At 63.7% G+C, this 14,221-nt stretch carries 12 protein-coding genes; 4 read left to right on the forward strand and 8 right to left on the reverse strand.

The features are described 5' to 3' along the window. Window positions 1–2: 2 nt before the first annotated feature. The 6 genes from lpxK to OHD62_RS20005 all read right to left on the reverse strand — a co-directional run bounded on the left by lpxK (window position 3) and on the right by OHD62_RS20005 (window position 5,616). The gene (gene lpxK / locus OHD62_RS19980) at window positions 3–1,031 is read right to left on the reverse strand and encodes a tetraacyldisaccharide 4'-kinase (protein ID WP_263785208.1); all 1,029 of its coding nucleotides are present in this window, start codon (window positions 1,029–1,031) and stop codon (window positions 3–5) included. 20 nt (window positions 1,032–1,051) lie between these two features. Further along, on the reverse strand, window positions 1,052–2,368 hold the full coding sequence (gene waaA / locus OHD62_RS19985; RefSeq protein WP_263785211.1) for a lipid IV(A) 3-deoxy-D-manno-octulosonic acid transferase: 1,317 nt from the start codon (window positions 2,366–2,368) through the stop codon (window positions 1,052–1,054). Continuing rightward, the gene (locus OHD62_RS19990; RefSeq protein ID WP_263785214.1) at window positions 2,365–3,153 is read right to left on the reverse strand and encodes a lysophospholipid acyltransferase family protein; all 789 of its coding nucleotides are present in this window, start codon (window positions 3,151–3,153) and stop codon (window positions 2,365–2,367) included. Before OHD62_RS19990 ends, waaA begins: the two co-directional genes overlap by 4 nt. Before the next feature lie 5 nt (window positions 3,154–3,158). After that, the gene (locus OHD62_RS19995; RefSeq protein WP_006332234.1) at window positions 3,159–3,404 is read right to left on the reverse strand and encodes a DUF4170 domain-containing protein; all 246 of its coding nucleotides are present in this window, start codon (window positions 3,402–3,404) and stop codon (window positions 3,159–3,161) included. A gap of 75 nt (window positions 3,405–3,479) precedes the next feature. After that, window positions 3,480–4,286, reverse strand: a complete 807-nt coding sequence (locus OHD62_RS20000; RefSeq protein ID WP_263785225.1) for a 3'(2'),5'-bisphosphate nucleotidase CysQ — start codon at window positions 4,284–4,286, stop codon at window positions 3,480–3,482. Further along, window positions 4,273–5,616, reverse strand: coding sequence for a TldD/PmbA family protein (locus tag OHD62_RS20005; protein WP_263785227.1), 1,344 nt, complete (start codon window positions 5,614–5,616; stop codon window positions 4,273–4,275). The genes OHD62_RS20000 and OHD62_RS20005 overlap by 14 nt, the downstream gene beginning before the upstream one ends. A gap of 231 nt (window positions 5,617–5,847) precedes the next feature. Between OHD62_RS20005 and OHD62_RS20010 the strand changes: the two genes are divergently transcribed. Together OHD62_RS20010 and OHD62_RS20015 are read left to right on the forward strand one after the other, a co-directional pair. Then, window positions 5,848–7,308, forward strand: coding sequence for a phospholipase D-like domain-containing protein (locus OHD62_RS20010; protein WP_263785229.1), 1,461 nt, complete (start codon window positions 5,848–5,850; stop codon window positions 7,306–7,308). Between the two features lie 119 nt (window positions 7,309–7,427). Continuing rightward, window positions 7,428–8,228: an endonuclease/exonuclease/phosphatase family protein gene (locus tag OHD62_RS20015; protein WP_263785233.1), complete on the forward strand. Its 801-nt coding sequence runs from the start codon at window positions 7,428–7,430 to the stop codon at window positions 8,226–8,228. Window positions 8,229–8,279: 51 nt separating this feature from the next. Here the strand turns inward: OHD62_RS20015 and OHD62_RS20020 are convergent, their stop codons facing one another. Beyond that, the gene (locus tag OHD62_RS20020; protein WP_263785234.1) at window positions 8,280–10,265 is read right to left on the reverse strand and encodes a BTAD domain-containing putative transcriptional regulator; all 1,986 of its coding nucleotides are present in this window, start codon (window positions 10,263–10,265) and stop codon (window positions 8,280–8,282) included. A gap of 157 nt (window positions 10,266–10,422) precedes the next feature. Between OHD62_RS20020 and OHD62_RS20025 the strand changes: the two genes are divergently transcribed. Beyond that, window positions 10,423–11,307, forward strand: coding sequence for a DMT family transporter (locus OHD62_RS20025; RefSeq protein ID WP_263785236.1), 885 nt, complete (start codon window positions 10,423–10,425; stop codon window positions 11,305–11,307). A 79-nt stretch (window positions 11,308–11,386) separates the two neighbouring features. Further along, the gene (locus OHD62_RS20030; protein WP_263786815.1) at window positions 11,387–12,211 is read left to right on the forward strand and encodes a DUF1194 domain-containing protein; all 825 of its coding nucleotides are present in this window, start codon (window positions 11,387–11,389) and stop codon (window positions 12,209–12,211) included. Window positions 12,212–12,226: 15 nt separating this feature from the next. On the opposite strand, the gene OHD62_RS20035 is transcribed toward OHD62_RS20030, so the two are convergent. After that, window positions 12,227–14,218, reverse strand: coding sequence for a glycoside hydrolase family 127 protein (locus tag OHD62_RS20035; protein ID WP_263785238.1), 1,992 nt, complete (start codon window positions 14,216–14,218; stop codon window positions 12,227–12,229). Between the last annotated feature and the right edge of the window lie 3 nt (window positions 14,219–14,221).

Consider the following 14,221-nt stretch of genomic DNA (forward strand, 5'->3'; position numbering starts at 1 on the left):
GTTTAACCTTTCAGCTTGCGCTGCCGCCAGGCATCCAGCGTCTCGTCGATGATGCGGCCGGGCACGTGCTCGGGCTCGAACACGGTGTCGATCTCCAGCACGTCGAGTTGCCCAAGGAAATCGGCTGACGCCGCGTCATGGCGCAGCCGGGCGGCGTCCTTGGCGGTGGTGATGAGACCAAGACCGGCGCGACGTGCCGTCGTCGCCAGTTCGGCAAGTTCGTCCCCGCCATAGAAATGATGGTCCGGAAACGACCGGGTCAGCGCCACCTCGCCGCCGGCTTCACGGACCGTGTCGAAGAACTTGTCGGGATGACCAATGCCGGCAAAAGCCAGAAATCGCTTGCCGGCCAGCCCCGCCTTGCGGCTTGGCCTCGTATAGGCCTCGAAGATCGGCCGGCCGGCACGCGCCGCCTGGCGCACGACCGCATCGGCTCCGGCCCCCTCGCCCATTTTGAGGAGCCCGCTGGTGAAGACCAATTGGTCGACGATGTTTGCCCTGAGCGGCCCGCCCGGAATGACATGGCCGTTGCCGACGCCGTAGCGCGCGTCGACGACGACCAGCGCATAGTCGATATGGATGCGCGCGCTCTGGAATCCGTCGTCCATGATCAGGAAGTCGCAGCCATGCTTTTCCAGCAAGAGCCTGGCGCCGGCAGCGCGGTTCGGCGTCACCGCCACTGGCGCGTGCTCGGCCAGAAGCAGCGGCTCGTCGCCGACATGCTTGGCGGCATCGTGATGCGGATCGACGGCATGCGGCTGAGCAAAGGAACCGCCATGGCCGCGCGACAGGAAACCGGGATTGAGCTGCATGCGCCTGGCTTGTCTTGCCAGCGCGATCGCCACCGGCGTCTTGCCGGTGCCGCCGACGGTGAAGTTGCCGACGCACAGCACCGGCGCTTCGACCTTTTCACGCGCGGCGTGCCGCATGCGGCGGCCGGCGACGCGCGCATAGATCGCCGACAGCGGCGACAGCGCCAGCACCCGCCAGTCCGGTTCCTCCCACCAGAAGGGCGGTGCTTCCGAGGTCATGTGGATAGGCCCACGACGACCTACCTCCCGTCGGCGCCCTTCAGGCGCGATTTGACGACCAGCGGCTGGATGTAGGGTTCGAGCGACCTCAGCGTATGCGCCAGCGCGCCGCGCATCTCGTCGACGGTCGCCGCACCCGCCGCCATCATCTCGTGGCGCGCCGCCTCGTTGGTCAAAAGGAAGTTGACGGCGCCGGCCAGCATGTCGCGGTCGCGCACCAGTTTGGCGCCGCCGCTGTCGAGCAGGCGCTGATAGGCCTCGCGAAAATTCTGGACATTGCGGCCGGCCAGCACTGCCGTCTCGAGCATGGCCGGCTCCAACGGGTTCTGGCCGCCCTCGGAGGTAAGCGAACGGCCGACGAAGGCGATTTCCGTCAGCCTGAGATAGAGCCCCATCTCGCCAATCGTGTCGCCAAGCAGAATATCGGTATCGGCGGTGATCTTGTCACCCTTGCTGCGACGCACGAGCTTCAGGCCCATGCCGGAAATCTGCGCGGCAAGGGCTTCGGCGCGATCGGGATGGCGCGGAACGATGATCGTCAAAAGACCGCGATGACGTCTGTGCAGCATCGCATGGACCTCGGCGGCCACCACCTCCTCGCCGTCATGGGTCGATATCGCCGCCCAGGTCGGGCGGGTGCCGATCTGGCGCCTCAGCGCGTACAGCGTCCTTTCATCGGCCGGCGGCGGCGTGGTGTCGACCTTGAGATTGCCGGATACCGTGACAGGCCGGGCGCCGAGCGAGAGAAAGCGCTCGCCGTCGACATCCGACTGGGCGACGACATGGGCAAGATTCTCGAAAAGCGCCTCGGCGATATTGGGGCGTTTCTTCCAGGATTTGAACGAGCGGTCGGACAGCCTGCCATTGACCAGCACCTGCGGCACGCGGCGCGCGCCGAGTTCCAGGATGGTCATCGGCCAGATCTCCGATTCGGCGATGATCGCCAGGTCTGGCTGCCAATGATCGAGGAAGCGGCTGACAGCCGGCTTGAGGTCGAGCGGCACATATTGATGGATGATACGGTCGCCGAGCCGCTCATCGGCAACCTGCGCCGAGGTAACCGTGCCCGTTGTCAGCACGACGTTGACGCCATAATCGAGAATGCTCTTGACCAGCGGTATGACGGCCAGCGTCTCGCCGACACTCGCCGCATGGATCCAGATCACCGGCCCGTCGGGCCGTTCCCGCCCGGCGATGCCGTAGCGCTCGCGCCGCCGAACGCGGTCTTCCTTGCCCATGGAGGTACGCCAGGCGACGTAAGGTCCGATCAGCGGATAGGCGACGGCCCCCGCAAAACGATATGCCGTCAGGAAGGCGCGCGCCCAGCGCTCGCTCATTTCGGGCCATCCACAAGACGGTAGGCCTCGGCGGTCGCGGCATTGAGCGAGGCTGTGACCTCCTGGCGCTTGCGTTCCATTTCGGCCTCATCGGCATCGGCTGGAACGAACACAGGCGCGCCGACGATGATCGACGAGCGGCCGAAAGGCAGGTTGATCGTGGTCTTGTCCCAACTCTTCTCCAACACCTTGCGGCGGCTGGTGGCGATCGCGGCGGGCAGGATCGGCCGACCCGAAAGCCGCGCCAGGAGAACAATGCCGAGCCCCGCGTCGCGCGGCGTGCCGTGGGGGATATCAGCAATCATGGCGACGTTCTTGCCGGCGGTGAGCGACTTTTTCAGGGCAATGAGCGCCTTGGCGCCGCCCTTGTCGAGATGCTTGGTGCTGTCGCGCCCGCCGGAACCGCGCACCGCCTCGATGCCGAATTTCTCGATCATCAGCGCGTTGAGTTCGGCATCGGCGCTGCGCGACACCATGGCGACCAGCGGCCGGCCCTTGGGGTAATAGGCCGGGGTCAGGAGGTGCTGGCCGTGCCACAGCGCGATGATGCCGGGTTCGAACTCGGCATAGGAGCCGCCCGATATCTCGGCCGATCCGTCGACTACACGGTTGGTCAGGCGGACCAGGCGGACAAACTGCGCAAACAGGCTGGCGATGGCGTCCTTGACGAATCGCGACTGCGCCAAAGGTTCGCGAATCTTGCGCCAGAGCGTCTTGGGCGTGCCACCGGGGTGCCTTTTGACCGCGGACCTGGTGGCCGGCCCTTTCACAGCCTCATGCTCCATCGATGTCAACCGGCAGCCTTGTTGTCGGGGTCGAGCAACCGGTGCAGGTGAACGACGAAATAACGCATATGGGCATTGTCCACGCTGGCCTGCGCCTTGGCTTTCCATGCCGTCTGCGCGGACTGATAGTCCGGGTAGATGCCGACGATGTCGAGCGCGTCGAGATCGCGGAATTCGGTCCCGCCCAGCTTCTTCAGTTCGCCGCCGAACACCAGGTGCAAAAGCTGCTTCTTTCCGTCTTCCGCGGTCATTTCGGTCCTTCACATATCGTGAGTTTGTGACAGGTCTAGACCAAAGCCGTCGACTTTGGAACCTTTGATATCCGTTCAGCCGTCAAGCCCGGCAATCACGCCAGCCAGCACGGCAAGGAGTTCGCCACTGCCGGCGACCAGCGCGCCGTGGCGGATCACCTCGCCGGCATAAAGCGGCGCACGGCCGTGCCGGTCGAGCAAGGCGCCGCCGGCCTCGCGCAGGATAAGGTCCGCAGCGGCGATATCCCAGTCATGCGCGTTGGGCTTGATGAAGGTCGCGTCGAGTGTGCCGTTGGCGACCATCGCCAGCCGGTAGGCGAGCGAGGGAATATGGGGCGCGCGCTGCAGCCGGCTCTGCCATTCCGCAGGCATGAGGTCGATCAGCTGCTTCAGCCCGCCGATCTCGACCATGGCTGTGGGGCCGCGCACGGCAATGGGCTTGCCGTTGCGGAATGCTCCCTGGCCTGGTAGCGCCCAGTAGGTCTCATCCTTGGCCGGACATTCGAGCACGCCGGCCAGCGTGCGGCCGTCCTCGACGACGGCGACGCTGACGCACCAGGAGCGAAGGCCTTCGAGGAAACCGCGCGTGCCGTCGATCGGGTCAACAACGAAGGTGCGGCGCGCGACAAGCCTTATCGGATCGTCGGCCGTTTCCTCCGACAGCCAGCCATAGTCCGGCCGTGCCGCCAAAAGGGTCTCGCGTAGATAGGCGTCGGCGGCATGGTCGGCCTCGCTCACCGGAGAGGTGCCGCCCTTCATCCAAACCTGCGGATTTTTGCCGAAATAGCGCATGGCGATGGCGCCGGCCTCGCGGGCGGCATCACGCAGCAGCGGCAGGTCCTCGCTGATACCGACCGCTATGACCGGATCAAGCTCCGGCAAGGGTCATTCCTTCGATCAGCAGCGTCGGTGCCGCAGTGCCGAAATTGCGGTCGAGATCGCTGGCGGGAACCATGTTGAGGAACATGGTCTTGAGGTTCGAGGCGATGGTCACTTCGGCGACCGGATAGGTGAGCTCGCCATTCTCGATCCAGAAGCCGGAGGCGCCGCGGCTGTACTCGCCGGTCACCATGTCGACGCCCTGGCCGAACACTTCGGTGACGTAGAAGCCTGATTTGAGCGACTTGATCAGATCCTCCGGCGAACGTTCGCCCGGCTCGATGGCAAGATTGGTCGAGGACGGCGAGACTGAGGAGCCACTGCGCGAGCCGCGCCCATTGGTGACGAGACCAAGTTCGCGCGCGGCGGAGGTCGACAGGAACCAGTGGTTGAGCACGCCCCTCTCGACCATGAACAGCTTTTCACCCTCGATGCCCTCGCCGTCGAACGGACGCGAGGCCTGGCCGCGGCGCCGCAGCGGCTCGTCGGTGACGGTGATCGCCGCCGCCGCTACCTGTTTGCCCATCATGTCGCGCAGGAACGAGGTCTTGCGCGCGACGGACGCGCCATTGATGGCGCCGGCGAGATGGCCGGCAATGCCGCGCGCGACGCGCGGGTCGAACACCACGTCGACCGGCCCGGTCGCCGCCTTGCGGGCGCCGATGCGCCGCGCGGCGCGTTCGCCGGCCTTGCGGCCGATATCTTCCGGCGCGTCGAGATCGGAGAAATGCTGGCGCGAGGAGAATTCATAGTCGCGCTCCATGCCGGTGCCCTCACCGGCAATGACGCTGGTCGAGCGCGAAAAGCGCGACGCGACATACTGGCCGACGAAGCCGTGCGAGGTGGCCAGCACCAGCCCACCCAGCCCGGCGCTGGCGCCGCTGCCGGCCGAATTGGTGACGCCCTTGATGGCAAGGGCCGCGGCTTCCGCGGCGAGCGCAGCTTCCTTCAACTGGTCGGCGGAGACTTCCGTTGCGTCAAACAGATCGAGGTCGCGCGGCTTGTCGACCAGCAAAGCCGGATCAGCGAGGCCCTGATAGGGATCTTCCGGCGAGACCTTGGCCATCGCCACGGCGCGTTCGGCGAGCATCTTCGGATCCGATGCCGCCGTCGCCGACACGCTCGCCACCCGCTTGCCGACGAAGACGCGCAGCGAGACATCCTCGCTCTCGGACGCCTCGGTGGCCTCGACCTTGCCAAGCCGCACCGACACGCCTGTCGAGCGGCCGCGCACTGCCACCGCGTCGGCGGCGTCGGCGCCGGCCCGCTTGGCGGCCTCGACCAGGGCCGCGACGCGATCGGTCAATTTCGCTGCATCGAGCGTATCGATCATGCTAGCAATCCTGCTTTTTCAGCCGGCTATGGGAGCGGCCGTTGCAGCACCATCTATTGTCCCGCTGCCGCTTCTGCAATGGGCGAAGTGGCATATGCGCCAACTACGACCACCGACAGGCGGCCGGCCCTTGGACACTGAGCCGCAGGGCACAGCCCAATGCAAGCCCGTCAACACCGGACATAAGCAGATGCATTGCGTTCTGCGGCCGCAGACTGGATAGTTTCGGCAATGTTGCAGATCCTAGCGACCCACTGGCCCCAGATCGTCGCGATCATTTCAGGGGCGATGGCGACAGTCGGCATCGTCCATGCCGTCATGACGAAGGAAGACGTGCGCGCCGCCACCGGGTGGGTGGGCGTGATGCTGCTTTCGCCATTCCTTGGCGCAATCATCTATGCCATCGCCGGCATCAATCGAATTCGCCGCGCAACGATCAGCGCCATGCGGCCCGTTCCTGGCGAGGCGGCTTCGGCAATGCACGACCGCGACAGCGCCACGGAAGCATTGATCACAGCACAATACGGCCAGCGGTTTGCTGGACTGAAGACATTGGGCGACAGAGTGGCGCGGCGCCCTTTGACTTATGGCAACACGATCTCGGTCCTGAAGACGGGCGATGAGGCCTATTCGGAGATGCGCCGGGCGATCGACAATGCTGAGCGCAGTGTCCTTCTCGAAACCTACATCTTCGACAATGACGCCGTCGGGCGGCTTTTCGTCGAATCGCTTGGCCGTGCCGTCCGGCGCGGCGTGACCGTGCGCGTGCTGATCGACGCCGTCGGCGTGCGCTACTCGGTCCCCAGCATCCTTAAGCAGCTCAAGGAGGCGAACGTCACCGTCGATCTTTTCAACGGCAATATCGTCGTGGGCCTGAGACTTCCCTATGCCAATTTGAGAACCCACAGGAAAATCCTGGTCATCGATGGCATGGTTGCGTTCACGGGAGGCATGAACATCCGCAAGGGCTTTTCCGCCGAATTCGCGGGCTCCGACAGCTCCAGGGACACGCATTTCCGGGTCACCGGGCCGGTGGTGGCTGACCTTTTCTCGGTTGCGGCCGAGGATTGGCGCTTCGCCGGCAACGAGGCACTGAAAGGCGACATCTGGCAAATAGAAGACCTCTCGCCGCCGCCCGGCCAGCCGGTGCTGGTGCGCGCCGTGGCAACGGGGCCGGATGCCAGCAACGAAACGAACCACAAATTGCTGATCGGGGCATTTTCCGTTGCCCGCAAGTCGATCCGCATCATGTCGCCTTATTTCCTGCCAGACCGGGAACTGGTCAGCGCGCTGACGACGGCCGGCCGGCGCGGTGTCGAAATCGATATCGTCGTGCCGGCCGTGAACAACCTTTTCCTCGTCGACCACGCGATGACGGCCCAGTTCGACCAGGTGCTGAAGCACTATTGCCGCGTGTGGCGCCACGAGGGCTCGTTCGACCATTCAAAGTTGATGTCGATCGATGGCGTGTGGGCCTATGTTGGATCGTCCAATCTTGATGCCCGGTCGCTCAGGCTGAATTTCGAGATCGATATGGAGGTTCTCGACGCGGACTTTGCTTTGGAGATCGAGGAGAGGATCGCTTCGGCGATCGCCTGCGCCGTGCCGGTAACGCTTGAAGCCCTGCGAGCACGACCATTCATCATTCGCCTGTTCGACCGTGTGCTGTGGTTGGGATCGCCCTATCTCTAAGTGCGTCGTTTGTCCGGCGACGCGCTTTAGGCCGTTATTTTATGCATGTCGTTATCGCAAAACCGCTGCACACTTTTGCGCGACATGCATAGAAGCAAGGAAACAAGAGCAGCAGGCGCATGCATAAAAACGAACGCAGCCTTCCGGAGACCGTGCTCGTGTCGATCCGCGGCAGAAATGCGCGGAAGGCAAAATCCGAGCAACGCAGGCGGATTGACGACACCGAAATGGTGGTCGCCTCCTATAACGTCCACAAATGCATCGGCGTCGACCGGAAATTCGATCCCGAACGCACCGCCCGCGTCATCCGGGAAATCGGCCCGGATGTCATCGCCCTGCAGGAAGCCGACAACCGCTTTGGTGATCGTGCCGGGCTGCTCGACCTTGCCCGCCTCGAAATGGAGACGGGACTGGTGCCGGTGCCGATTACCGGAAACGGCAAGGGACATGGCTGGCACGGCAATGTGCTTTTGTTCAAGCGCGGTACCGTGCGCGACGTGCACCAGATCAAGCTGCCGGGGCTTGAGCCACGTGGGGCGCTCGTCGCCGAGATCGATCTCCACGAGAAACCGACGCTGCGCGTCATCGCGGCCCATCTCGGCCTGCTGCGCCGCTCGCGCTCCGAGCAGGCCCGCGTCGTGCTCGATATCATGAGCAGCGCCGACGAAAGGCCGACGCTGCTGCTCGGCGATCTGAACGAATGGCGGCTGGGAAACCGCTCCGCGCTGAACACGCTGCATACGACTTTTGGACCCTTGCCACCGGCAGTCCCCACCTTTCCATCGAGCCTTCCGCTGCTGGCGCTCGACCGGATCATGGCCAATCGACACGGAATGATCTCGACCGTCGAAGCGCACGACACCCCGCTGTCGCGGGTTGCTTCCGATCATCTGCCGCTCACGGCTTTCGTTCACCTTTGATGCGCCTGCCCTATCCTTACGGGCCGGCACCTTCATCCAACGCGGAATGCCCTAGGAACTCGGAAGGCCGGCTCGCGACAGCATTTCAAGGAACCGGGAGTGATGATCATCCTTCACATAGCGCGGCAAGAAGCCAGGGCAGACATTGCCCAGGTTGAGATGTGGAAGTTGCGATAGGCAATGATGGATGGCGCGGGACGCTTCCTCGTTGTTTCCCGTTGCCGAGGCAGTCGCGGCCCAATAGAGGGCGCCGCGAACGAAGCCCGGCTTGGTCCTGACCACCCTGCGTGCCACTTCGAGTGCCCGCCGGTCGTCTCCGCCGGCGAACAGCGCCACAACCAAACTGTGGTGACGCCAGAAGTCGATGACATCATGCGTTCCTAGCCTAATCGCTTCGTTGGCCTCGCGCACCGCTTCGCTTACCTGCCCGCGCAAGGCAAAGAGCATCGCGATATCGCCGTGGCCACTGGGATAGCTTGGGTTGAGGCTGATCGCGTGCTGGCATTCGGCGATCGCCTCGTCGATACGGCCGGAACTCTCGAGGGCAAATGATAGGATACACCGGGCGATCTCGTCGTCGGGCACTGCCCTCACCGCGGCTTTCGCAAGCTCCAGCGCATGCTCGATCTGCCCGTGCTCCCGAGGCAAGGCGCCAAACGCCACGCCCATGGATATAACGATCGACAGCGTCCGCTTCGCACGCGCGTTCTCGGGGGCTATCGCAAGGGCCTTCTCGGCAAGCTCCATCCCAACCAGCAGCGAGTCGCTGGTCATCTCGAAATACTTCATGAGAGCTTCATTCACCAACCTGCGCACCTCAGGGGGGCCGGGCGGGCTCTTGTCGCGGACTTTCCAGTTGGTCAGTTGAAGTTCGAGGATCACCGCCAGAACAACCGACTGCGCGATTCTGTCCTGGAGCTCGAGCGTGTTTTTGGACTGACTGTCGAACTTCTGGGCCCAGACGTTGTGGCCGCCGGCCGCGTCGACAAGCTGGACGTTCACCCTCAACCCATCGCCGGACCGCTGGATGCTACCACTGAGCACATAGCGCGCCCGAACCATCCCCAGCGTTTTGGTTTCTTCGCCCGGGCCGTTCTTATCCATTGGAAGGGGTGCGGAGAGCACGACGTAATCGGCTACCTCGGAGAGCGCCGTGGTGATGTCGTGGACGAGTCCCCGCGCGAAAAAATCGTCGCCCCGCTTTCCCGTCAGATTAATGAAATCGGCAACACTGATGGTTGGGCGCCCGAGGCGCTGGCCAGCCGGGACACCATTTGCCGGCTGCATGTTTGATGTCTTGTCCGGCGCCGACTGCAGGGATTGCCAGAAGGCCCGTGTCTCCGGGCTGACGTCGACACCGAACTCCTTTTTCAAGACGCTTCTGCAAGTCTCGTAGGTCCGCATGGCCCTGTCGCGTTGGCCGCAGGCGACGAGCAGTTCTATTTTCAGCCGATAGGAAGCCTCCCTGGTCGGCTCCATCGCCAGAAGCCGGTCAGCCAGGGCAAGTCCCGTCTCTTCGTCGACAAGACGGGCCAGTCTTTCGAAGGACTCAAGCGCGCGGCTGAGCAGCCTGTCGCGTTCCGATGCGGCCCAATCGTCGAACCCATTGCTGCCCAGATAAAACCCGTCGAGAAATGGCCCGGTATAGTTCGCCAGAGCCCTTTCGAGCTCCTGCGCGGAACGGGCCGAGAGACCCGCTTCGAACTCCGCCACGTCAACCCGGACCGCGTCCGGGCCGAGGTCGATCAACTCCCTGCGAGAATGGATAAGATCCACACCCACCCGCGACAGATCCCGGCGCAGGACGCTGAGGGTTTGCCGAAGACTATTGCGCGAATGTTCGCTATCGCTGTCACCCCATAGCAGGTCTGCCAGCCTTTCCCGGGTCGCCGCCATGCCCGGGCACCGGGCCAGATAAGCGATGATTGCAGGGCCTCGTTTCCCGGTCAGCCAGAGCGGACCGGCGGTTTCATTTTCGATCCGAAAACCGCCGAAGAGCGAGATTCTATTTGCAGCGACGCTGTCCCCACTTTGCATTTGCTCTCCCAGCCTGACGAGATTCTAACTCAAAACTAACGGTTCGCAAACGGTAGCGCCGCGCGCTCAAGCGCTAACGTGACGCACTTCATTTAGACATTCCTGAATTGGAGATAACTGAACCTGCAGCAGGGTTCTGGCCCGAGGGGTGCGGGGAATGTCAAAGCTCACAGCCAATTTACTGCTCCTGTTTGCCGCGGCCTTGTGGGGCTTCGGCAATGTCGCGCAAAAGACGGTGCTTGCCCACCTCGATGCGCTGAGTGCCGTTGGCCTGCGCTGCCTGATCGGTGGGCTGCTTGTGCTGCCCTTTGTCCCGACCGAAAGGCGGCTGCCGGCCGCGACCGGCCATTTTTCCAGCCTGATCAGGGTGAGCGCCCTGTTTGCCATCTCCATCACGCTTCAGCAGCTTTGCTATCTCGGCGCCACCGTCACCAATGCAAGTTTCCTGATAAGCACGGCAACGGTGATGACACCGCTGGCCGCGTGGCTGCTGGTCGGCGAGCGTCCGACGGCCGGCCTCATACTTGCCGCCGGGTCGACCGTGGTCGGTTGTCTGTTTTTGTCGGGCGGGATCGCCGGCCTCAGCGGCGGCGATCTTACCGCCATCCTGTCGGCCGGCTGCTATGCGCTGTGGACGGTCGAGCTCGCCCGGCATATGCAGGCCCATGGGCGTCCCTTCGCGGCGGCGGCCGTACAGTTCCTTGCCGCTGCCGCCTTCGCTCTACCGCTCGGGGCAATGCAAGGCAATTTGTCGCTCGACGCGACAATGGCAGCCGGCCCTGAACTGATGGTGCTCGGCGTTTTTTCCACCGCGGTCGCCTTCGGCATCCAGATTGCCGCCCTGCGCTTCACCTCGGCCAGCCATGCCGCCGTGATCGTCAGCGCCGAAAGCGTCTTCGGCGCCATTGGCGCGGCGATCTTCCTCGGGGAGCGGAACTCCCCGGCGGGCGCATTGGGCGCCGCGATCATCCTTGGTGCGATCCTGTCCGTCGCAATGTCGAACCGAACGCTGCCGGCGCGCGCGCCCTTGCCGGATGTTTAAAACGGAGAGAATCATGTTCGGAATTTCAAATGAGAATGCCGGTTCCGAAGCGGCCTGCCGTCGCGGGCAGGTACGGACAATGCCTGGAGGCAATCCGCCAAGGTTGGCGGGCCGGCCAGATGCAGGGCTGACAAGGCGGGCCAGCCTGTTGCTCAGGCTGGCGGGAGGCCTTGCCGCTTCGGTGCCTTGGGGGTTGCAGGCCCATGCGGCCAACGTTGATGTCGCCATCGTGTTCGCGGTCGATTTTTCGTCCTCGATCGACCCGAAGACTGCCGACCTGCAGCGCGAGGGACATGCCGCGGCGCTCACGTCGCCCGAGATCATTTCGGCAATCTCCCGGAATTATCTCGGCTGCATCAGCGTGGCCTATTTCGAGTGGTCGAGTCCCGGACGCGCACGCAATATCCTGCCGTGGACAACCATCTGCGGGCTCGAAGATGCCAAGGCGGCAGCGGCGATGATCAGCAAGAGAGGCGATACCGGCTATTCCCGCGGAGGTCGAGGCGGAACATCCGTTTCCTTTGCCATCGACGTCGGAAGTCTTCTGCTCGACCAGTTTCCTGGGGAAGCGGCCAGGAAAGTGATCGACATCTCTTCCAATGGCGAGAACAATGATGGGCTTCCCGTACAGCCGAGCAGGCAGAACGCGATTGCCAAGGGATACACGATCAATGCGATCGCCATTCCACCCGGGGATGAGAATCCCGATCAGTCATTGGCAGGCTATTTCGCCAAATCAGTCATTGGCGGCTCGCAAGCATTCGTCATGACGCCGAAGGGGCCGAACGACTACGCTGCGGCGCTGCGCCGGAAGCTGGTGACCGAAGTAAGCATGACGGTCGACCCGCAGACTCCCGTCACAGGCGGATGGGCCCCATCCGAGGTGCCACACCTGCAAGAGTGAGGCTGCCGAGGCTGCTCAGCCGTCGCGCAGCCACACCTGCATTTCGCCGGGCTCGCGGTTGTCCCAGGCAAAGTACGGGACGGCCTTGAGCTTGGCCTGTTCGGTGGCCGGCGGATCGGTGCGGTAGAGGCCGTTTTCCCAGTTTTCCACGGCCTCCTTGCTGCCGGTGGCCGAAAGCGTGACGACCCCGCCCAGAAGATTCGGCTCCTTGTGCGCCTCGACCTTGGCCGTGCGCGGCAGAGTGATGCGGTGGAGCTGGCCGGCATTGTCGGTCTCCTCGACGCAGTAGATCAGCGGACCGCGCGCCAGGGCCACGCGGCCGATATCCTGGCGCACCTCGGGGTTGGCGAAGAGGCGGGCGATCGACATTTCGAGGTCGAGTTCGACCTTGTCGCCCTTGCGCCATTCGCGCCGGATCGCGGCATAGCCGTCGCTTGCCGCCTTATCCAGATCGACTGGTGCGCCATTCACCTTGAGCGCCGCCTTGCCGCACCAGGACGGGATGCGCAGGTGCAAGGTGAACTCGACCGGCGCTTCCGACTCGACCTGGATCGAAACCGCGCCGTCCCAGGGATAATTGCTGGTCTGGAGGAGTTCCACCTGCCGGCCCGCTATGTCGAAGCGAGCGGTCGAATCGCCATAGAGATGGACGGCGAGCGCGTCATCCGACAGGCCGTAGAAATAGCTGCCGATCGAAGCCACCATGCGGCCGATATTGGGCGGGCAGCACGGGCAGCGGTGCCATTTCCAGCGATTGTGCTTGCCGCGGCTTTCCAGCGGGTTTTCGTAGAAGAACAGCGAACCGTCGAGCGACAGGCCGGAGATCGAGCCATTGTAGAGCGCGCGCTCCATCATGTCGGCGTAGCGCGCATTGGGACCCATGCCGAGCATGCGGCTGGCCCAGAACACCAGGCCGACCGAGGCACAGGTCTCGGCATAGGCGGTTTCATTGGGCAGGTCGTAGTCAGCCGTAAAACCCTCATTGTGCGCGGACGGGCCTATGCCTCCGGTGATGTAGAGGTTCTTGGTCGTCAGATCGTCCCAGAGACGGTCGAGCGCCACCCTGAGTGTTTCGTCGCCATATTCGGTGGCGATGTCGGCCATGCCGGAAAACAGATACATCGCCCGCACCGCATGGCCGACGACCTTGTCCTGCTCGCGCACAGGTCTATGCGACTGGCTGTATTCGTAGGTCTTGAAATGATAGGCTTTCGGGTCGGTACCGCGGGCGCGCGCCTCCTCGTCGAAATAATGCGGCTGCTGGCCGCGCTGGTCGATGAAGTACCGGGCGAGGTCCATGTACTTCTGCTCGCCCGTTACCCGTGCCAGCTTGACCAGCGCCAGCTCGATCTCCTCATGGCCACAATAGCCCTTCTTCTTGCCAGGCTCGGGACCGAAGGTCTCGGCGATATGGTCGACATAGCGGCACATCACGTCGAGCAGCTTGCGCTTGCCGGTCGCCTGGTAATAAGCAACCGCTCCCTCGATCAGATGGCCGGCGCAATAGAGCTCGTGGCAGTCGCGCAGGTTGGTCCAGCGCTTGCCGGGCTCAATGCGCTGATACCAGCTCGAGAGATAGCCGTCGGGCTGCTGCAGCTTCACGTACATGTCGATGACGGCGTCGATCTTCTTCTCCAGATCGTCATTGCGGCGGCGGTAGAGCGAATAGGCCGCGGTCTCGATGGTCTTGCCCCAGTCGGAGTCCCAGAACATCTGCGTCGTCACCGTCGATCCGGTGAATTCGTTGCCGGCGCTGGCTGCCTCGTCGGGCGAAGGCGAGTGGAACGGAATGACGACGCCGGGCGACGGCCGATCTGGATCGATCTGCTCCAGCATGCGGGCCTCGACGCAGCGGTCGTAGAGAATGTCGGCGGTGCGCGAGGCCACCGCATCGACGCGGTCGCCCCAAAAACCTCTGATATCGACCTGCGGCACGGGCAGCGGCCGGAAGGCGAGCTTCGGCCGGCCCGATGCGGCGACCTTTTTGGCGGATTGCGATGCGGTCATAAC

It is taken from the genome of Mesorhizobium sp. YC-39 (assembly GCF_025753795.1).
In the GTDB taxonomy this organism is placed as follows: domain Bacteria; phylum Pseudomonadota; class Alphaproteobacteria; order Rhizobiales; family Rhizobiaceae; genus Mesorhizobium.

What these genes read in the sequence shown, in the direction of transcription:
- lpxK (WP_263785208.1), bottom strand. Translation starts at nt 1,031, where the DNA reads ATGACCTCGGAAGCACCGCCCTTCTGGTGGGAGGAACCGGACTGGCGG.
- waaA (WP_263785211.1), bottom strand. Translation starts at nt 2,368, where the DNA reads ATGAGCGAGCGCTGGGCGCGCGCCTTCCTGACGGCATATCGTTTTGCG.
- OHD62_RS19990 (WP_263785214.1), bottom strand. Translation starts at nt 3,153, where the DNA reads ATGGAGCATGAGGCTGTGAAAGGGCCGGCCACCAGGTCCGCGGTCAAA.
- OHD62_RS19995 (WP_006332234.1), bottom strand. Translation starts at nt 3,404, where the DNA reads ATGACCGCGGAAGACGGAAAGAAGCAGCTTTTGCACCTGGTGTTCGGC.
- OHD62_RS20005 (WP_263785227.1), bottom strand. Translation starts at nt 5,616, where the DNA reads ATGATCGATACGCTCGATGCAGCGAAATTGACCGATCGCGTCGCGGCC.
- OHD62_RS20010 (WP_263785229.1), top strand. Translation starts at nt 5,848, where the DNA reads ATGTTGCAGATCCTAGCGACCCACTGGCCCCAGATCGTCGCGATCATT.
- OHD62_RS20015 (WP_263785233.1), top strand. Translation starts at nt 7,428, where the DNA reads ATGCATAAAAACGAACGCAGCCTTCCGGAGACCGTGCTCGTGTCGATC.
- OHD62_RS20020 (WP_263785234.1), bottom strand. Translation starts at nt 10,265, where the DNA reads ATGCAAAGTGGGGACAGCGTCGCTGCAAATAGAATCTCGCTCTTCGGC.
- OHD62_RS20025 (WP_263785236.1), top strand. Translation starts at nt 10,423, where the DNA reads ATGTCAAAGCTCACAGCCAATTTACTGCTCCTGTTTGCCGCGGCCTTG.
- OHD62_RS20030 (WP_263786815.1), top strand. Translation starts at nt 11,387, where the DNA reads ATGCCTGGAGGCAATCCGCCAAGGTTGGCGGGCCGGCCAGATGCAGGG.
- OHD62_RS20035 (WP_263785238.1), bottom strand. Translation starts at nt 14,218, where the DNA reads ATGACCGCATCGCAATCCGCCAAAAAGGTCGCCGCATCGGGCCGGCCG.